Below are 19,493 nucleotides of genomic sequence, written 5' to 3'. Positions count from 1 at the left end.
CATCGTCTTACCGGCTTGTGGGCGGGCTGAACAACCGGTAGCCGATCACCGACGGGAACGGCAGATCCAACGCTCCTGGCTTTCCCGTCAGCACGTCCTCCTCGGCCAGCAACGTGCCCGTCGACGGGTTGAAGATCAGCACGTGCCGCCGGGGCCAGCCGGTGTAGGTCGTGTCCACGGCGAACCCGAGCCCGGGCCGCCCCGCCCGGTCGGACATCCGGCCCAGCGCCACCACGTCACCGCGACCGGCCAGCGTGCGCAGCACCGCAGCCCGAACTGCCGGCGGTGGCGTCGACTCCCCGTACAGGGCCGTGATCCCCATCGTCATCTTCCCGGTCCCGTCGATCTCGGTCGGGAAAGCCGTGTTGAGCATCGCGGGCAGTGTGGCTGCCTCGAGCGGGTATTTGAACGCAGGCTGGTAGGAACCGGCGGGCCAAGACGTCTCGTTGTCGGGACGGTTTTCTGTTCGCTGCTGACTGGCCTCACGCCACGCCTCCTCGCTCTGCCCGGCCACCATCACCGGCTGGCCCGTCGCCACCGTCTGCTGGCCCGACAGGTCCGCGGAGTTCCACTGCAGCGTGATCTCCTGCGGCAGCACGACCGAGTTGTTGGTGTCCGGGCCGTCGACCCGGGTTTCCAGATTCCACGCCCGCGTCCGCACGACGTGCAGCGGACCGGTATTCCCCGGCAGCATCGTGTCTCTGACCGCGACCGCGGCCAGCGCCAGCAGCTCGGCCTTGGCCGGGCGCCCCGCCGCAGTCTCAGCCGCGCCGAGCAACGGCAGCGTCGCCGTCGCCGCCGGCGCCGAGCCGAACGGATCCACCACCACAACACCGGCACCCACCACGACCGCGGCCGCGGCAGCGACCAGGACCGTACGCCGTCTCGGCCACCGGCGCACCTGCGCCTTCGTGGTTGATGTCGCGCCAGCGACCTGTCCCTCGGCTGCGATCCGTCTCTGCACCCGCTCCAGCCCGGCGAGCTCATGCCCGCCGAGTGGTCCGTCGTCGATCCCGACCGCGGGGTCACCCTGCCGCAGCAGATCAGTGATGTCGTTCTTCATGAGCTCTCTCCCTGCGTCCTGGACTTGCCACTGGTAACGACCGTGGAACCGCTCCGCCGGGCCCCGGGCTCAGCGTCCAGAGCGCCTGCGGCGGTCAGGTGCCGTTGGGCCCGGTGTCGCGCCCGGTGCAGACGTACCGACGCCGACGTGACCGAGCAACCCAGCGCAGTGGCCAGGTCCTTGCCCCGCAGACCTTCCCAGGCGTGCAGCATCAGTACCTCCCGGTCCTTCGGACTCAGAGGCTCGAGCAGCGCACCCGCGGCCTCCAACGCCATCAGGCGATCCCCCGGCACCGGCTCAACCCAGGTCGCCAAGTCGCTGCCGACGCGCTCATAGGCCCGCCCCGCCCGCTCCTCAGAACGGCGCACGTCCGACAGCACGTTCGCAGCCACCCGGTACAGCCACGGCAACGCGTGCGCCGCCGGCAGCTCAGCACGGCGCTGCCACGCAACCAGAAACACATCCGCAACGACGTCGTCCGCGTCCGCCCGGTCACCGGTACGCCGTACGACGTACCGCAGCACCGCGCGGTAGTGCTCCCGGTACAACCTCTCAAGGTCGACCGGTCCTGGCTCGCTCATCGGTTCCACACCCCGTATATGGCCGATCGTCCCGGACTTCTTACAGGCAGCAGCAACTCTGCAGATTTCGCCGCTGGATCGCGAACCTGCGAGAGACTCCTCCGCCGCGTCAGCCTCACATGACTTCGGCGCTGCGGTCTCGGGCATCTCTCCCGACAACGATCTAGTTCCGCTGTCATCACCTTCAGGATGTCACCCAACTAAGGCTCCGATCAGCCCCGATTCCCAAACAGACCCACCGCTCCCCGCTCACGGTCCAGCGGCCAGACGAATGCTGGCGAGATTGCTGGCATCGACTCCTAGACATATGTCCGGCGGCCTGCCCGCAACCGACGCGCCCCTTCAGCTGGATCGGCCGCAGGACGGCAAGCCGGTCAGGTGCGTGGCAGGTCCGGCAGTAGCTTGTCGGCCTTTCGATGGCTGTCATCCACTGCACTGGTTTCGCCGAATTCTAATTTCGCCCGCGCTCGTTGACTGTCATGTGTCGACGCTTTGGGTACCGGGCGGAAAGACCGCGGCCTTGGCCGCTCGTGTGAGGATGCTTTGTGTTGTCGCGGACAGACCTATGCGGTTCCAGTGGAAGATGATGTGGTGGGCAATGGTCTCGCGGACACCTCTGGTGAGTGGTGTCGCGGCGAGTGCGGCGCCGGCTCGGCTGAAGGCCTCGATCCAGGCTGAGGCAAAAGCCAATGGGGTGCTGCCGGTGATCAGGGCGCTTGTCGGTCTGGTGTCGATTGTCATGAGATGCCGCAAGTTTGCGGTCAGCTCGGGCAGACGCTCGAGGGATGTGCCTGACGGTACGGGGCGGAGTTCCGCGATTTGGCTCCAGATGTCGCCTTGCTCGAACCAGTCCTGCCCGGCTCCGCGCATGAGGGCGCTGCACAAGACGGTTGACAGTTCGCGCCGCCCGACAGGGTGCTCGGTAGTGCTGGTTGTCGTGGTGAGGTAGTTCAGGATGGCGTGACTGTCGGCGTAAAAGAGGTTGTGTGCGATCCGCATCCCTCGGTGTCCGCCGAATGCTGCGGTCTCGGGTTCGTAGATGCTCGTCCAGGATCTGGTGATATGTCCTGAGACCGTAAGGTCGCGGATCGGGCGGTCGATGTGCTGCATTGCTGCTTGCGGGGTTGTGGTGCTGCCTGGGTGGATTCGTAGCCTCCAGCAGGGTGCCTTGCGAATGAACCACCATGACGCGATCGCGCCTGCTGCCTGGGCACGTTCCAGGGCTGCTCGTAGCCGGGCTGCTGGTTCTTGTTCGATGGAGTTCCAGTCAGCGAATTCGAGGTTGACCTGCTGCCAGCCCACTCGTGTGTGCGGCTCCAGGGCGGCGCGTCCAGCGGTTCGGTAGCACTCGACGGCCTCGGCGAGCTCCGCGGCCGGTATGCCCCGATGACTTGCGGCCTGCGAGAGTGGCCGGCCAGCCAGAACGTCCAGCACTCCGTGTTCGATGTCGGGCAGTGACGTAGTGAGAATCATTGGGGGCCGGTCTCCATGTCGGTTGGTGTGTGGGTGGACTGCGTGCGTCAGTTGATGAGCAGGCAGCTGTCCCATCCGCTGGCCGTCGGTCTGCCGCTGGCCGTGTGTAGGGCGAGCGCCAGTCCTGCATCGCCTTCGAGGAACCCCTGCCCGTCACCGTGACCTGGCAGGCCGCGGGCAATTAGCTGAGCTGCAAGGTGCTGGAGGAGGGTGTCGAACGCGGGGTTGCCTGAGTCGATGGCCGTTCGCCAGGCGGTTTGGAGGAGCCCGGCCCAGCCGTGGCAGAGCGAGGTGTCGATGATCCGGTCGACCTGGGTCTGGTCAGCGAGGCAGGCGATCAGTGCTTGCTCAGCCATCTGTTTGCGGGCCGGATCGTCGGTGGCGATGGCGGCGAGTTGCTGTGCTCTCGCCAGTCCGGGTGTGCCGTAGCACCACGACGGCCGAAGCGGTCCTTCCTGTGTCGTCCGTTGTGTTTGGTGTTCGTCGCGGCTGACCCATTGCGGCCACCAGGAACCTTCGCGGTCGTGTTGGCGCCACGTGTCCAGCCATGCACAGATCCGCTCGATGGCGTCGACCTGACCGTTGACCACGATGCCGGCTCGGAGCGCCAGCGAGAGCAGCGCCAAGGGCCCTGCGATGCCGTGAGCCAGACCGAGGTTGCCGTGACCACCAGGGAAGGCAGCTGACTCCTTGAACGACGGGTCATGGAATGTCCACCAGCCGGGCAGCATCGTCCCGTCGACGTCGATGGGCTCGGTGAGGCGAACGAGGTAGCTGAGCGTTCGCTGGAGGGCGTCGCCGCCGGGGGCACGGCGCAGCAGGTAGGCGCCGATGCCGGTCAGGCCGTAGATGAGGTCGAATTCGCCGAGGCTGGGCACCTCGGCGCGAGTCATGCGTGCTTCGGCGCGGTCGAGACGACGATGAGTCAGGGCGGTGACGTAGGTGTCGAGGCCGGCTAGTGCCTTGGAGTATCGCCCGGTGCCGCTCGCGGTGTGCAGTGCGAAGGCGACTGCCGGTGCGCCGAAGTAGAGGCCCGCGTCGTCGGCGGCGCTGATGTCTGCCGCGGTTGCTGCCTTCAGCCAGGTGTGGGCTGTTGCCCAGTCCCCGTGGCCCTGATGCGCGCGTTCGATGTGCAGGAGCGCGATCCCTGCGGCGTCCTTGGCCAGTGACTGCGCCCGCCACCGCTCACCTGGCGCGAACTGCCGAGGCTGAGTGAGTTGGTCGGCGATCACCGTTGCGGCGTCGGCTAAAGCGGTCCTCATGAGGTGGCTGCCCATCGCAGTGCAACCGAGCGGGTGAGACGCCGACCTATCGTTTCTTGTTTCGGGTCGACACCGAGGGTCCTGACGTGATGCATGTGGAGCAACGATCTGAGCACCGGCGGCGCATCCTTGGCGGCGGTCAACTGATGGCGGTACTCAGTAAGCGCTGCACGCCGCTGTCTCCAGGTGTCAAGAACCCGTTCGCCACCGGGGATTGATCGCAGCGCCGCCCAGTCATCGCTCGGATCGGCCAGGCTCATCGCGGTGTCGCGGAGGCGCTGATCCAGCGTGACGTGTTCGTGTGGCAGCTCGTCGATCAATCGCCGCATTCCGCCGGCCATTGACCCGTCGAAGGAGATCGTGAGATCGACCAGGCCCGCGACAGTCAGTGCTTGGCGCTCGACATTGCTCCGGATTGAGGTGTGAATCTGTGCGACAGCAGCGATCGAGTCCGCGGCAAACACGGCTTCGGCAGCTGCCATCGCAGCGCCGAATCCGTATCGTCCCGTCTCCGGGTGATAGGTGGTCAGGTCGATGTGAGGGACGAGTCCGCTGGCTCGCAGTCGGTTGGCCCAGCCGTTCAGCCGCGCCGCTGCCTGCGAGTGCTGGCCGGGGCCGGGCGTTGAGATATAGAGGCGCAGATAGCGGTCCGCCTCCGGTTTTGCCAGGTCCCGGTAGCGACGGAACCACCACATTGGAGGTCCACTGTCCCAATCGTCGAACAGCTTCGACAGATGATCGGTCAAGATCTCGTCCTGGCGATCTTGATGCCCGTGAACATGCACTGCGAGCCAGCTCGATCTGCCGGGCAGATGACCGGCATCGATCGGAACTGCCCGGACCGAACGCTCTGGAGTGCTGCGGTTCGGCGGTGGCGGGTCGGCGTGCAGTTGAACGACGAGTTCGTGGGGACGGCCACCACACCATCCGTGATCGTTGACTGTTGGGGCTTCGCGCAGCTCGATACGTCCGCCCCGGTCGAGTCGGGCTCGGAGAAGCTCGCGATGAACCGGCTGGTCGAGGTCGATCGGCAACCGCAGGTCGCTGTGGCACATCACCACCGCGCTGGGCACACCGAACCGGTGCCGCCACGCAGCGAACGCCTCGTCCCAAACCGTCGCCGCGACAGTTGCGGCCGGCAGATCCGTAGCCGTCACCAGCCACCGCGCGGCCGACAGGATCGTCCGTCCGTGGCGCAGTTGCGGGAGGTAGGGCAGCTGGCCGGCAGCGCCCCAGTTGAACGGCCCGTAGACCGCGGAACGCGCAGTCGCGATCTCAGCGAGGAAGCGTGCCAAGGGCGGTGTTTGCACGCTGGCTTCCAACGCATGCAAGACCACCGGTTCCACCGTTTGCCCGGTGGACTGTGAGACCAGGCGAATCTGGCGAGCATCAGCGGTGACCGCCAGATCATCGAGCGAGATCAGATCGTCAGCAGGGGCGCGGTGTTCGGACAGCGAGATCAGCCTCGGCAGCAACTCTGGTACGCGGATGACGTTCTCGCTGCGCCGCCCTCGCGGAGGAAACGACAACTGGGCGAGGACCGCATCAGGGGTCGCTGTCGGTCGTGACGCCAGTGTCTTGGCAAGCTGATCACGGTCGCTTGGAGCAAGCAGGCCAGCGAAGCGGCCGATCATGCTGCTCGACGTGCGCGGCGCGGCGATCACCGCGATCTGGAAGTCGCCGCGCTTGATGTGTTCGGTGGATTCGGCGTGGATCTGGAAGGACAGTTCTGTAGCGGGCGGGATGAGCATCTCGGCAGTGTCACCCACGGTGAGCGAGGCGATCGTCGCTTCGGTCAGCTCGATCTCGTCGTTGCCGGCCATGATCGCGGTCTGCACCAGGCCCAGCAGCGTTTCATCGCGAGGAGTAAACGGCGCGGGGCCCTGTTTTCGACCCGAGCCCAGGTAGCCGGCCGGCACACCCAGGCCAGCATCCTGCACGAGGTTGCGCAGTGGCACCACGGCGCCGACACCGAAGCGGTCGAGGAACCGGGCGTGGTACGCCTTCCATGCTGGCTGTCCGAACGGAAACGGCGTCAATCGCACCAGAGTCGTTGCAGCAATCTCAGCCTCACGAAGCACTGTGCCGGGTACGGCGATGTCGATATCAAGACCGCTGGTGACAACCAGCGGCTGCCCGGCCGTGTCCGCGACCGCCTTCATGCGTTCAGGCAACCTTGGGTCGATCGCGCTGTGCCTGCGCGGGGCCAGTTCTGCGTGGACGCTGCGCAGTTCGCGCTCGATCGCAAGCACGGACGGCAGCTCGCCGCTTCCTGCCCCCTCGAGCTGGACCAGGACGTGGCCTAGCGGGTCGGTGCTGGTCATCGGCGGCCACAGACTCGTCAGCAACACGTGGCTGGCCAGGAGTTCTCCCAGCAGGGCCCGGATACGTGCCTCGGTCGCGGTCGGGAATTCAGCACTCAGTCCAACGACCAGGTCGCTGTAGCGGATCGGGCGGCGGGTCTTGGCCATCGCGGCCCGGACTGGCCCGGTGGCGCGGACTGAGACCTCCAGTGGCGCGAGTTCGTTCGGTGCGATGCTGCTGGGCTGGCCAGGCGTGACGATCCGGTCGCCACGCAGGAAGCTGGCATTGTTCACCATCACCGGTAGCTGTTCCAGCAGGGCTGGATCGTGGTCCAGGCGGTCGATGACCGCGGCGAGCCAGTGCGCGTCTGGGCTGGTCTGGATGGACTGCCGATCGCTCCAGCGGACTGAACCATCCGGATCGATCCGCGATAGCGCGACCCCTGCGAACAGACCGAACGGGGTTGCGCGTCCTTGCCACCGTAAGAGGTAGGCCGCGACCGACAAGACGATACGGTGCAACTGACGGGCTGTTGGCCCTTCCACATTGAGGATCTGACCGAGTTGCCGTGCTAAGTCCGGGGTGGAGATCGTCACCGCGTCGCGGAACTCAGTGATGTCCCACAGGTCGGCCAGCCAGTGGCTCCACGACTCGGCATCGCTGTCCAGCACGCCTGCCGGCCAGGCGGGGAGCTTGAGATCGGGGTCGCAGGTGGTGGCCCTCAGCAACATGATGCCGCTGTGCCGGTAGAGCGATCGCGGTGCTTTCACGGTCAAGACCTCCCCGGGTCAGGGTCCTCACGGTGGTCGGGTGTGCCGGACGAGACTGCATCCGGCACACCCGATTGGCCCTAGATCAGGACGGGTTGGCGACGTTGGTCGGGCACGCGGTGCCCACGCAGGTGGAGCCGCAGTTGTCGTCGGTGTTGCGCAGCAGCGCGGCGATCGGCTCGCCGGACTCGAAGACGCGCATCTCCAGGTCGAACTCGTCGTCGAGGGCAGTGGTGTCGAGCGTGGTGACGGTCATGGTTGGCCTTTCTAACTGTTGTGGTGGTTGATTCCCGAAGCCCAGATCCCGTGAGCGGACGGTGCCGCTGTCAGGTCCAGGAGACTGTGAGGGTGACGTGCTTCTTGCGGATCACCGAACCGCCCGGCTGCGGCTCGTCTGGCGCGCCAACAGGCGTGGCTGTGACCCTGGGGCCCTTTCCGCCACGGTGGCTGCGGTCCCAGACCTGGACTTGCTCGTTGAACCGCGCGGCAACCGTCTCGGCGTCAGGGCCGTGGCTGTGCACCCCGAACTCATATACCGAGGTGCCCGGCTCTGACGATGCCTTCCGGATAGTGAGGTAGGCGAACGTTGCGCCGTCGACCACGGCAGGGCTGGCCATCCGGTTGGCCGGCTTGACGATGTCTGTGTCGAGTTCGGGATCGACGGCGAGCCAGCAAAACCCCGGCACGGTGGTCGCCAGCCACACCTGGAGGGTGTCGAACGGTTCGGTGTTGCCGACCGTCACACCCGACCAGACCTCGGTCCGCGGCGACGCAAGGACACCGTTCAGCAAGTCGACATCACCCGGCGGTTCATCGTCGAAGCGCAGCCCGATCTCCTTGCCGTGCAGCAGCACCAGCCGCTCGTCGTGCTCGCCGGCGCCCTGCATCGCGACGAACCCGCAGACCTCAACCGATCGGCTCACCAACTGGTCGCCGTCGCGCTCGAAAACCACCGATCGGGTCAGGCCACGCATCCGGACCGGGACGACAATCCGGCCGTCTTCGGCCAACTGCTCCACCCACGCCGGAGGGACATCCCAGGCACCCACGGTCACGATGATCCGATCGAACGGGGCATCGTCCTTGGCCCCGAACTCGCCATCAGCACGGAAGGCGTTCACGCTGGTGTATCCCGACGCCGCCAAACCGGCGTGTGCCCGGTCGATGACATCCGCGTCGATGTCGATCGAGGTCACAGCACCGTCCGGTCCGACCAACTCGGTCAGCAACGCGGCATTGTAACCACCCGAGCCGATCTCCAGCACCCGGTGCCCGGGCTCGACCTCGGCCTGCTCCAGCATCATCGCCACGATCCCCGGCTGCGAGACCGAACTGATCGAGACACCGTGCTCATTGCGTTTCGTGACCACCGAGTCGTTTTCGTAAGCCCTCGTCAGCGAGACACCGGGAAGGAACAGATGCCGCGGGACAGCGAGGAAAGCGGCCGTCACGCGATCGGTGCGCAACGAACCCTGCTCACGCAGTTGGGCGACCAGGGCGGCGCGCGGTGACTCGGCAGAGGTAGCTAGGTCAACATCAGCGACATTCATGTCACGGAGTGTAGTCACATCTTCCTGGTCATGAACGGGGCCGGGCGGGCCTTCACGATCGGTCACAATGATCCTTTCGGGGTACTAGTGGGCTTCGTGCGGTTGACTACTGAATGGACAGGAACCGGTAACGCTTCGGGCAACCAGGCTGACGGATACGTCGGTCAGCCCGCGGCGCCTGGACCTCGGACCGCTCGGCGGCCACAACGGTTCGAGTCGGTGTCATCAACTCCGTACCCGAGACACCATTACCGATCGCCGGTTCGCTCAGAGCCGCGGTAGTGTCCGGGCGCGCGTTGCCGTAGCTCCGGCCCACGCCACCTGGGCGAGAGCGGCCTCCGCGCCACCGATGATCAACAGACCCCGAACTTCCGCCAACAAACCAGACACCCGCGAAAGGTGTGCCACCGGTCGAAACCAGCCGCTGGCGGAGCACCCGCTCCGGGGCGGTCGATGCCCGAGGCTTCCAAGGTGAGACGGATGTAGCTTCGAGGACCAGCACGGTCGTAGCGCCGTCCTGCGCTCCGGTCATGCTCGCCGCAGGGGTCGCCGCACCCGCCTCACCGCTTAGGGAAACTGGATCGCGCTGCCCTCGCCCAAGCGCGCCCGGAGACGACGAGAGCAGCGGAGCCGACCGAGAACCGCGCATTGGGCCCTCGGGGTGGAACGGCGAGCGGGGAGCAGCCCAATGGCTGCGCGCCCGCTCACCGGCTTTAGAGGGAGACCCGGTACGTCGCCGGTCCATGATCAAAGACAGCGGGACGGTTACCAGGGCGATCCCGCCCGCAGCCGGCTCGAGGCCAGGCCGCTGTGCAGAGGCAACAAACCTGGCCATCGTTTCGGCGCGACTTTTCGCGGTGACTACGACGTGCTGCCCGTAGTAGCAGTGAACCCGTTGCATGAAGATCTCCGTCCAGGTTGATGGCTCAGGAATCCAAGGCGTCTGGGCACCGCGTGCACGGCCACGCCCCGCCGCACCCGCAGCACAAGCCATCGCAGCTCGCTGCAGGGGCCCGCTTCCCCGTGGAGAGCGGGTACTCGAAATCTGACGGCACACGACCCCGCCGCATCTCATCGAGGAACCGCACCTCGGTTGCGCCACCGTGACCGTGAACCGCCTCGACACCGACCATGCCGGTCTCGAACGCCACCGTGGTCGGATTCTCGCCCGACCACCGCAACGCGACCGACCCATCGCTCCATTCGACGCCTTCGGCAACAACACCTGTACCGGACACACCCGACAAGTCACGATGCCGATCGAGTACGAACACGCGAGGAGCAGCGGACAAACCTCTAGTCCCACAGAGCGCAAGAGGTCTCTGCGGGGTTTCCGAATCGCGCGCCATCTGATGCCTCGCTCCTATCGCAATACGGCCCATCGGCCGATCAAGCGGCTGACTGATGGTGGCCCGTCGTTACGTGCTGCTACCTGTTTGAGTCTGGAGATGCAGCGCGCACGAGTCGATACATGCCATGCGGACAGTCAGGCTGTCCGCATGGCAGCGATCCTCAGTTACGAGTTGGTAGCTGCTGCGCAAGGCGATTTCGATAGCATCGGAGCGTGGCGATTCCTGCGGCGTACGATGGCCTGTTTTCGCACGCCGGCTCTCTGTTCTGGATCCAGTCGAGCGGAGCGGGCGACCAACTCGTCAAGTGGACCGCCAGAGACGGGGTCGCCTTCGCCGCACCGCAGGGCTTCGCAGTGGGTAACGACACCCATGCCTACGGCGGTGGATCGGTGGCAGTGTCCGCCGACGGGGTGTGGGGCATCTCGTCGCGGGACGGCCGGATCCACCGGCTCAGTCCCGCGGAGGCGACGCCGTTGACCGAGGCGTCTGCCGATCGATTCGGTGATCTGGTCGTCTCGGGTGAGGCCGTTCTCGCTCTCTGCGAGACAACAAGCGGGGACCGTCTGGTCGAGGTCGACACATCAACTGGGCACGTGCGCGAACTCTGGAAGTCCTCGAGCTTCCTCGCTTCACCTCAGCCCAGGAACGGCTACCTGGCCTGGTTGAGCTGGGACGCCGATCAGATGCCCTGGGACAGCACCGAACTCTGGGTGGCTCAGTACGGCAGTCATCCGGGCAGTTCCCTGGGAACTCCAGTGCTTGTAGCCGGCGGGCTCTCTGAATCGGTCGTAGAACCCCAGTGGGGTCCGGATGGGGATCTCTACTTCGTGTCCGATCGAACGGGTTGGCTCAATCTGTACAGGTGGGACGGCGACCGTACATCTGCCGTCGCGCCGATGGCTGCTGACTGTGCGGCCGCACCATGGGAGCTCGGCTACCGAAGCTATGCGTTCTTGGAGGACGGGGCCGTAGCAGTTCGCGTCCGCCAAGACCTCCAGGACCGCCTTGTACTCATCCATGAGGATGGGCGTTCTGACAACGTCGATCTGCCTTACACCGCAATCAAGCCCTATCTCTGCTCTGTGAACAACACCATCGCCATGATCGCCGCGACCCCAACCACTGCGCCATCCGTCGTACTCGTCGAAAGGGATGGATCGTACTCAGTCATCGCCGGGCAAGAGCCTCCACAGAACAAGAGCGATCAGCCCGAGCGACTCTCGGTCGCCGGCATCGACTTCCTGCTGCATCCACCGGCCGATGCCGCAGGCACTTGGAAAGCCCCGATCATCGTCCGTGCACATCCCGGGCCTACGGACGAGATCTCTCTTCGGCGTGACCCACAGACCGACTTCTTCACTCGCCACGGCTTCGCCGTCGCAGACGTCGACTACAGGGGAAGCACCGGCCACGGCAGGAAGTTCCGACGCAGCCTCTACGGCCGGTGGGGAACGTACGACGTGGCGGACTGTGTGACGGTAGCTCGGCACCTCATCGCGGTTGGCCTCACTTCCGCCACCGAGATCTTCATCTGCGGATCCAGCGCCGGCGGCTACACAGCCCTTCGCGCCGCCACCAGCAGCGGACCATTCCGGGCAGCCGCCGCCAGGTCGCCCATCATCGACCCGCGGACCTGGGAAGCCACCGTGCCACGATTTCAGCGCGCCCACGCGTCCGCCTTGGCGGATGGCGCGATCGCCGTCAGCGCTGTCGATATCGAGCGCCCGGCCCTACTCGTGCACGGGCTTCACGATCCGATCACCCCAGCCCAGGACACGCTCGAACTAGCCGCACGCCTGGATGCTCAAGGAGCTGACCACGAGTTACTGATCCTGAACACGTCGAGCCACACACTCAGCGCGCCGGACTTAACCGCGAAGGTGCTCGACGCGGAACTGTCGTTCTTCCGCCGAATGCTCGGTCAGTCAGAAAGCGCAAAGCGTACGTAGTCCCCGAATTCAACAACCGGTTTCAGATCGGAGTACGGCACAAGATCCTGACGTAGCCCGTCGATCCGATGCCGACTCCGCGCGGACGATGTCTGTGCAGCCAGATCGACCGCCTCGCGGCCGACAACGCATGCTTGCTCCGGATCACCCGCTCTCGCCAATGACGAAGCCATCAACGCCGTGTCGATCGCAAGTCGCCTAACGTGGCCTGACGCAATCTGACTCAAGGCTTCACCGGCCTGCTCCTGAGCAAGGACCTGATGGCCGAGGTCATGAAAACAATGCGCCATCTCGTCGGCCAGGTATGCCGGAGTGAAGTATCCGATCCACGCAGGCGCATTGCCCGGAGCGGCGGACGCCAATTGGGTCTCAGCACGCAGCAAAGCTTTCGTGGCCGCCTTCTCGTCACCGCGACGGGCCTCCCCTCTCGCCAGCACCGCCTCGAACGCAGAACGCGCGGTGGGATCTGCGATATCAGAGGTTCCGTGGAGGCCCGTTCGAGCCATGCGCAGCGCCTGATCGACATCGCCTCCGTGGAGCGCGAGATGAGCGCTGCTCACCGCCAGAAGGTAGCCGCCATAGAGCCGATCCCCAGCTGCTGTCGTGAGTTCCAGAGCCCGCAAATAGCAGTCGCGGGCATGGTCATCACGGCCGAGGTCAATCGCCTGATAGCCGACGAGCTCCCAAAAGCCCGCCGCGGTCGCATACAGCTTCGTCGCTGTCGCCTCATCAACTGGCACCCGTGTCAACAGATGCTCGAGGTCGACAGCCACGTAGCCCGAGACCAACTGATGAGTCCGGCCGGCGCCATGCTGATGGTCGAGCTCTCGGAATCGAGCGAGCTGCTGAACAACCGCCGCGACGTCCTCCTCGTCGACCGCTTCGTCATCCCTGGACCCCAGGATGCGGACCTCACCTGTCGAGGTGGTCAGCCAGTCGAGCGCTGCTCGTTCGAGCGTGGTCTCGACTCGTCGCAGAGGAGGTTGAGCGATGCGACGCTGCGAGCGAAGACCCGGCTCGAACGCCTGAAGGAGTCCAGCAGCGCCGAGTTCGCGGTCAAGGTCCGCGATCAGTTCAGCGGTCGGCCAGCGCTGGGCCTTTTCAATCTTGCCGATCTGATCCTTGCTGACGAATACCAGCGAGCCCAGGTCCGCCTGAGACAGATGCCGTCGTACACGCAGATCACGGACAGCCGCTCCAAACGCATCGCGCACTGAGGCTTGCGGAGACAGAGGACGAGGAAACTGCGCCACCTCCGCCTCCTCTTGCACTCCTCATCCAGGATGACCCCGGCACCGACCAGCTAGGCAAATCACCAACGGCACAACACCCGCCGTAAGCAATCTTACGTTAGGACACAGAACCGACACTTTCAGCAACCCCAGACGAGGTCCCCTTAGCTTTCCCTTCGAGCCGCTCAGCCTGATCCCCAAGTCGTCGGCGACAGAAGCGCGAACCTGTCAGCGTCGAGCAGCACAGGCGCAAGACAATCGGTTGGCTCCTGCATGCAGTCGACAAGGGGACGGGCTGACCCACAGTCGGACCCCCGATACCCAGCCGGCCTTTGGAAACGATCAACGCCGGGGTTGCAGCTTCATGCAAATTGGAGCCGGAGGGTACGCAGCTCGACCGCGTCTCGCTATCGCGCTGCGAGAAGGCGACTGACAAGCTCGCCCACCTTGATCATCTTCCGGGCGACCACGTCCCCCAGACCAGACTAGAGCCGCGCGTCGTTAGTTGGTTTACGGTTTGTGGTTGGGATGATGAGGTATGGCGAATCGTCCTGCTGCTGCGTTGGTGTTGCGTGAGGGTGATGAGGAAGGCTTGGTCGCGTTGACGCGGGCGTCGAGTGTGCGGGCCGGCCTGGCGCAGCGGGCCCGGATCGTGTTGCTGGCCTCGCAAGGGATGTCGAACACTAAGATCGCGGAGCTGGTTGGTGTGTCGCGGCCGACGGTGATCGGCTGGCGCGACCGCTACTGCGAGCGGGGGCTTGCAGGGCTGGACGACGAGCCACGTGCGGGCCGGCCGCGCACGGTCGACCATCGGGGCATCGTGGTGGCGACGTTGACGCCGCCACCGAAGAAGTACGGGGTGACGCATTGGTCGTCTCGGCTGCTGGGGCGGCATCTGCGGATCGGGGACGCCACGGTCGCGCGGGCGTGGCGTGAGTTCGGGGTGCAGCCGTGGCGGTCGGAGTCGTTCCGGTTCTCCACCGATCCCGAACTGGTGGCCAAGGTGACCGACGTGGTCGGGCTGTACCTGGCGCCGCCCGACAACGCGATCGTGTTGTGTGTGGACGAGAAGTCGCAGATCCAGGCACTGGATCGCACCGCTCCGATCCTGCCATTACAGCCGGGCTTGGCAGAACGCCGTTCTCACGACTACGTCCGCCACGGCACCACGACCCTGTTCGCCGCGCTGGAGATCGCCACCGGCCAGGTCACCGCGGCCTGCAAACCAAGGCACCGCCACCAAGAGTTCCTGGCCTTCCTCAAGCAGGTCGCCCGCGCCCACCCCGGCCGCGAACTGCACCTGGTGATGGACAACTACGCGGCCCACAAACACCCCAAGATCAAGGCCTGGCTGGCCGACAACCCCCGCGTGAGCGTTCACTTCACACCCACTCACGCATCCTGGATGGACCTGGTCGAAGTGTGGTTCTCCATCATCGAACGCCAAGCCATCCACCGCGGAACCTTCCGATCCGTGCACGACCTCAACACCAAGATCCGACGCTTCATCACCGGTTGGAACGACCGATCACACCCCTTCGTCTGGACCAAGACCGCCGACCAGATCCTCAAGAAAGCCAACCGTCAGAAGACCTCAGACGCGGGGCACTAGTTCGCCGCGTCGAACGCCGCGCGGATGTCGTCCGGGATACGCCCGCGGTCGTTAACCTCGTACCCATTGGCCCGCGCCCATTCCTTGACAGTCTTCGCGTCCGGCCCGACTTTAGTGTGCTTGACCTTCGCGCCACGGGAAGTCGTTACGCGCCGGCCAGCGCCGACGTACGGCGAAAGCGCCTTCCGAAGCGCCTCCGCGTTCTTGTTCGTCAGGTCGATCTCGTAGAGCTGACCGTCGAGGGCGAAGGTCAGGGTCTCACCTTTGCCAGTGGGGATGTTGGTACCGTCGGTGTCGTCGGTAAGGTGCACTTCAACGCGTTGTGCCATGGGACGATCCTACCTACGTCAGGTGGCTGGAGAGATACGAGTGCCTCGTCAAGCAATGTTGGGTAGGTAAGTGGGCGGCGGATCCTGGGATCGTTAGCGAACTGTCTTTTGGGATGAGAGCCCTTATTGTGCCAGCAGATGTAGCCGGAGATCGCATTCCCCTGGGCGGTGTTGTTGGGAAAGCCTTCGAGCGCTCGGTGCTGGCCAACGAGCCACAATGGCTCATCTTTTGCGCAGAAGCCAAGTTGGCAGGTAAGGGGAGGGCACCGTGGCCGATTCATATCGTGGCCTGATTCTTGATTTCGGGGGCGTTCTGACCACTCAGATGCGCTTGAACGGCCAGGCATTCGAGCGAGCTGAAGGGCTGGCACCGGGTGCATACTTCGCGGCGCTGGAAAGGCACCCTGACGGTGTCGCGGTCTACGCGGCGTTGGAAGTCGGCCAGGCCACGCAGGAGGACTGGAACCAGGTCGTCGGCGGTATTCTCGGTGTCGACCCCACGGACCTGATGCGGCGCGCACTGGCCAACCTGCGCCCCGAGCCACAGATCGTCGCAGCAGCAAACCGCGCTCGCGCGGCAGGCATCAAGATCGCGTTGCTCAGCAACAGCTTCGGGCTCGCGCCCTACAACCCGTACGCCGATCGAGGCCTGTGGACAGACTTCTTCGACGCGGTGGTCGTTTCGGAGCTGGAGGGGGTACGGAAACCGTCTTCACTGATCTATGAGCGTGCGCTCGCGGCCCTGGAGCTGCCCGGATCGCAGTGTGTGTACGTAGACGATGTCGCCGCGAACTTGCCACCTGCAGGGCTGCTGGGCATCCGGACCGTCCACCACAGCACCGATCCGACTGCGACGGTCAGAATCCTGGACCAACTACTTCTCGACTTCAGCCCGACCTGACTAGGCGATGCCTCTGGGCCGGCGGAAGCTGAGTGTGTCCCCGAATCGTTGCCAGTTGCCAGCTGGTGCTTAGCATTGGTCCGGGCGCCTGCCCTTGCCCAGCCAACCGTTGGCTTGGTTCGCACCTCAACTGCGCTCACATGTCTTTGTATGTGCCGGTGATTCCGAGTTCGCCGAGTCGCTGCTTAACCGATTCGGCGGCCGAGGCATCGAGGACGAGCTGGAGCGTTCCTTGTAAATAGCTCACTTGTTGCTCATCGAGGGATATGTAGAGCGCCTTGAACAAGGCGGCGAAGGCATCTGCGCTATCGGGATTCCCGAGTAAGCTGTTGGTGAAAGAGAACGCAACTTGCTTCTCTGCTGTCTCGTTCACGTCGGTGGGAGCCACCGGTGTGGTCCCATCTTTAGAGGCTGTCGCTCCCGTGTCCTGGGGCGTGGTCGAGCCGGTCTCAGCTCCAGTTGTGTCGTCGGTCACGCACATGCCGTCATGATCGGGCTGTCCGCAGTCCGGGCAGACTTGCGGTGTTGGCTTGCTGAGGCGAAGCCCTGTGCTCGTCAGATTCACCTGGCCTGCAGCGGTCACGGCAACACTGACGCCATTTCCGTCGACGATGCTCAGCGAGCCTTCGACGACTGCGTCATAGATTGCGTGTTGCAGGTCTGGGTCGCCGCCGTAGAGCAGGGGGAGCCGCGGAGCACTGTAGAAAGCAGCCCGGATGTCTGACAGCGACTTGCCGTAATCCTGGTCTCGAAGGTTGTGGAGGAGTGCCTTGGGCCCGAACTGACCGGTGTCAAAGACTTTGTCGCGACTGGCGAGGCCTTTCCACACGCTAGTTCCGTCGAGTGCAGATAGGTTGTCGTCGTCGAACGTGATCTGGTCGAGGTGCCGCTCGCCATCAGGATCAGGTTGGGCGAGGAAGACAGCGTGCTGATAGGCCCGCTTGATCGCCCGCTCCAATTGCTGTTTGGCTGCAGCGAGGTCCTTGGTGCCGGTGGATTTGAGCTCAGCATCGTTCTGGATCTCTGGGGCCACTAGCGCTTTATGCCGAGCGAGATATTCAACGGCCAGGCTTCTGGCGTGGGCCCGTCGCTGAGTAGTGACTACCGCGTAGACAGCGCTGCTGGCCCATTGGACTGGCAACTGCTGAACGCCTTTGCCTAGCCCCATGGCGACTGTGAGGGCCTCGACCGTCGCCTCTTCCATGCCGTTGAGCAGGCTGTACTGAGCTGGGTCGAGCACAACAAGCCGAGTCGTGTAGGCGGTATCGAGACCAGCGGTGGTGAGGACATCTGCCGCGCTTCGGTCGATCTCGGCCTTGATGAACTTTAGCTCCCGGAAAGGGCCGCTACTGGATAGGCGCTGAGCGAACTCGGTGAGTACGTCATCTCGTTCGGCTTCGGTGATCGTGCGCTTGATATTGGTGACCAACATCCGGTAAGTCAATCGCGTGGAGAGAAAATAGCGAGCGGGTTTGTTGTTGCCCTGACCTGGGATCGTCTCAACAGCGCCCATCCCACGCTCGGGATTGACCAGATCTTCGAGGACGCTGTCGGCGTCGGTAAGGGTGTAGCTCGCGTCAGGGACGCTCGTTGCTGCTTTCACCTCAGGAGCGCTAGCACCGCGCCCTCGCCCTGGGCGCAGGGTTCCGACGATGCTAGCGAGAAAGATGAACGTTGCTGCTCGTTCCGCGGCCCGTGGGTTGCTGTCGGTCCAGTTGAGCGATTCACGGGCGAGGTCTTGGCGACGCGCTGCACCCGCAGTGCCGTCGTGGTTGACGACCTCGATCTCTGCCAGGCTGCGGTAGTTGGCGATCGTTCGCTCGTCCTCGACCAAGCCGCTTCCCAGCATAGCTTCGCGCACGGCGCTGTCGGACAGCGGCAGATCGCCAGGTCCTACCAGCGCTGGAACCCACTGCCCCGCCTTGCCTCGCTGCTGTAGTGCATAGACCGTCGCGGCAAAGATCCGGATGGTGGATCTGACTCGTTGGAATCCGGTGACCTGGCTCCACTCTTCCTTGGCAATGTTCATGAGCATCGGGTGGAAGGGGTAACAGGCAGCGACCTCAGCTTTCCAGTCTCGCCGCCAGTCGGATCCGGTCGCATCCCAGACGTTTTTCGACCAACTCTTGTCGTCGAGCACGGACGCGTAGAGCGCGGCGGTTGCTGCGAGCACCTCGCTGGCGGGTTCAGCGTCGAACAGGCGGCGCCGCAAGATGTCAGCAAAGTCGCCGACTTCAGTAACGGTGGCCGGCGTGCCGTTGCGCTCCAACAGACTGTTGAGGTCGTCACGGCGGGCACGGGCAGCTTCAGACAGGGCAGTTTTGTCGCGGTCTGAAGCAATCATCACCATCAGCAATGCAACGTGCGGGATGTCATTGACCACGTCGAGCAGTGCGCGGAGGAAGGCGATGTCCTGGGCTGCGAGATCTGGCTTCTTGGCACCATCGAGGCCGTTGCCAATGTAGTCGAGCACTTCGTCGACGATGATGAGGACGGGATGGTTGACGGCCTTGATCGCCTCACCGATCTTGTTCTTGTCACTCCAGTAAGGCTGATAGCGCTCATAGAGTGCGTAGTCCTTGGAGAACAGCCGCCAGAGGAAGCGCTCGTAGAGACTCTTAGCTGGCCCGTCCAGTTCCTGGACACCAGCTCCTGGAGTCATGTTGTCGCAAGGCAGGACGACGACATGGGGCTTGCCGAGATCAGTTGGAAGATCGTGGCCTATCTTTGCTTTCGCTCGGGCTGTGACTCTTTCGCCCAGCTCAGTGGCAAGAAGTGCCTGCGCATTCGCGGCGAGATGGTACGCACCGATGCAGGCGTGGGACTTACCGCCGCCCATACCCTGGTCAAGCCGGGTGACTGCACGGGCCTTGAGATAGTCACCACTACCGCCGCCGATACGAATCGCGATCTCAGCAAGCAGATCTGTGAGCCGTTCAGTCGGGTGAGTGATTTCACCGTAGTACGCGGCGTCGGCATATGGAGGCCTGTCGCCGCCTTTGACGTGGACCGCCCGGAACAGAGACATCTGGACATCGTCGATTTGCCCGGAAGCAGTGATGATCTCCTGGCGAAGTTTCAATGCCTTCCACCACGGCGTCACGCTGGTTGCCAC

13 protein-coding genes are annotated in these 19,493 nt (G+C 64.5%); 3 read left to right on the top strand and 10 right to left on the bottom strand.

What is annotated here, in order from left to right; translation table 11 throughout:
- Positions 1-7 precede the first annotated feature (7 nt).
- The 7 genes from E1261_RS00120 to fxlM all read right to left on the bottom strand — a co-directional run bounded on the left by E1261_RS00120 (position 8) and on the right by fxlM (position 9,003).
- Positions 8-1,063, bottom strand: coding sequence for a CU044_5270 family protein (locus E1261_RS00120; protein ID WP_165952277.1), 1,056 nt, complete (start codon positions 1,061-1,063; stop codon positions 8-10).
- Complete coding sequence (locus E1261_RS00115; RefSeq protein WP_132399737.1) at positions 1,060-1,644, bottom strand: RNA polymerase sigma factor; 585 nt, start codon at positions 1,642-1,644, stop codon at positions 1,060-1,062. Before E1261_RS00115 ends, E1261_RS00120 begins: the two co-directional genes overlap by 4 nt.
- 477 nt (positions 1,645-2,121) lie before the next feature.
- Positions 2,122-2,946 (bottom strand): thiopeptide-type bacteriocin biosynthesis protein, encoded by an 825-nt coding sequence (locus E1261_RS00110; protein ID WP_165952276.1) that lies wholly within the window; start codon positions 2,944-2,946, stop codon positions 2,122-2,124.
- A gap of 218 nt (positions 2,947-3,164) precedes the next feature.
- Positions 3,165-4,379 (bottom strand): lanthionine synthetase C family protein, encoded by a 1,215-nt coding sequence (locus tag E1261_RS00105; protein WP_132399731.1) that lies wholly within the window; start codon positions 4,377-4,379, stop codon positions 3,165-3,167.
- Entirely contained in the window at positions 4,376-7,453 is a 3,078-nt protein-coding gene (locus tag E1261_RS00100; RefSeq protein ID WP_202874223.1) for a lantibiotic dehydratase, read from the bottom strand. Before E1261_RS00100 ends, E1261_RS00105 begins: the two co-directional genes overlap by 4 nt.
- A gap of 85 nt (positions 7,454-7,538) precedes the next feature.
- Positions 7,539-7,709: an FxLD family lanthipeptide gene (locus tag E1261_RS00095; RefSeq protein ID WP_132399725.1), complete on the bottom strand. Its 171-nt coding sequence runs from the start codon at positions 7,707-7,709 to the stop codon at positions 7,539-7,541.
- A 70-nt stretch (positions 7,710-7,779) separates the two neighbouring features.
- Positions 7,780-9,003, bottom strand: coding sequence for a methyltransferase, FxLD system (gene fxlM, locus E1261_RS00090; RefSeq protein ID WP_132399722.1), 1,224 nt, complete (start codon positions 9,001-9,003; stop codon positions 7,780-7,782).
- A gap of 1,564 nt (positions 9,004-10,567) precedes the next feature.
- Here fxlM and E1261_RS00080 point away from each other — a divergent pair.
- Positions 10,568-12,304: a S9 family peptidase gene (locus tag E1261_RS00080; protein WP_132399719.1), complete on the top strand. Its 1,737-nt coding sequence runs from the start codon at positions 10,568-10,570 to the stop codon at positions 12,302-12,304.
- Here E1261_RS00080 and E1261_RS00075 read toward each other — a convergent pair.
- Complete coding sequence (locus E1261_RS00075; RefSeq protein WP_165952275.1) at positions 12,277-13,557, bottom strand: helix-turn-helix transcriptional regulator; 1,281 nt, start codon at positions 13,555-13,557, stop codon at positions 12,277-12,279. The genes E1261_RS00080 and E1261_RS00075 overlap by 28 nt on opposite strands.
- Before the next feature lie 517 nt (positions 13,558-14,074).
- On the opposite strand from E1261_RS00075, the gene E1261_RS00070 reads away from it, so the two are divergent.
- The gene (locus E1261_RS00070) at positions 14,075-15,148 is read left to right on the top strand and encodes an IS630 family transposase (RefSeq protein WP_132399713.1); all 1,074 of its coding nucleotides are present in this window, start codon (positions 14,075-14,077) and stop codon (positions 15,146-15,148) included.
- Here E1261_RS00070 and E1261_RS00065 read toward each other — a convergent pair.
- Complete coding sequence (locus tag E1261_RS00065) at positions 15,145-15,477, bottom strand: histone-like nucleoid-structuring protein Lsr2 (protein ID WP_132399710.1); 333 nt, start codon at positions 15,475-15,477, stop codon at positions 15,145-15,147. The two genes, E1261_RS00070 and E1261_RS00065, sit on opposite strands and share 4 nt — an antisense overlap.
- 268 nt (positions 15,478-15,745) lie before the next feature.
- On the opposite strand from E1261_RS00065, the gene E1261_RS00060 reads away from it, so the two are divergent.
- A complete protein-coding gene (locus E1261_RS00060; protein WP_132399707.1) occupies positions 15,746-16,378 on the top strand; it encodes an HAD-IA family hydrolase in 633 nt (210 codons plus the stop codon).
- A gap of 136 nt (positions 16,379-16,514) precedes the next feature.
- On the opposite strand, the gene E1261_RS00055 is transcribed toward E1261_RS00060, so the two are convergent.
- Entirely contained in the window at positions 16,515-19,493 is a 2,979-nt protein-coding gene (locus tag E1261_RS00055) for a DUF499 domain-containing protein (RefSeq protein ID WP_132399704.1), read from the bottom strand.

Origin of the sequence: Kribbella albertanoniae, from assembly GCF_004348455.1 — a bacterium.
Classification (GTDB): domain Bacteria; phylum Actinomycetota; class Actinomycetes; order Propionibacteriales; family Kribbellaceae; genus Kribbella; species Kribbella albertanoniae.
Note: the sequence above shows the minus strand (reverse complement) of the source record. Positions and strands in the feature narration are given on the sequence as shown.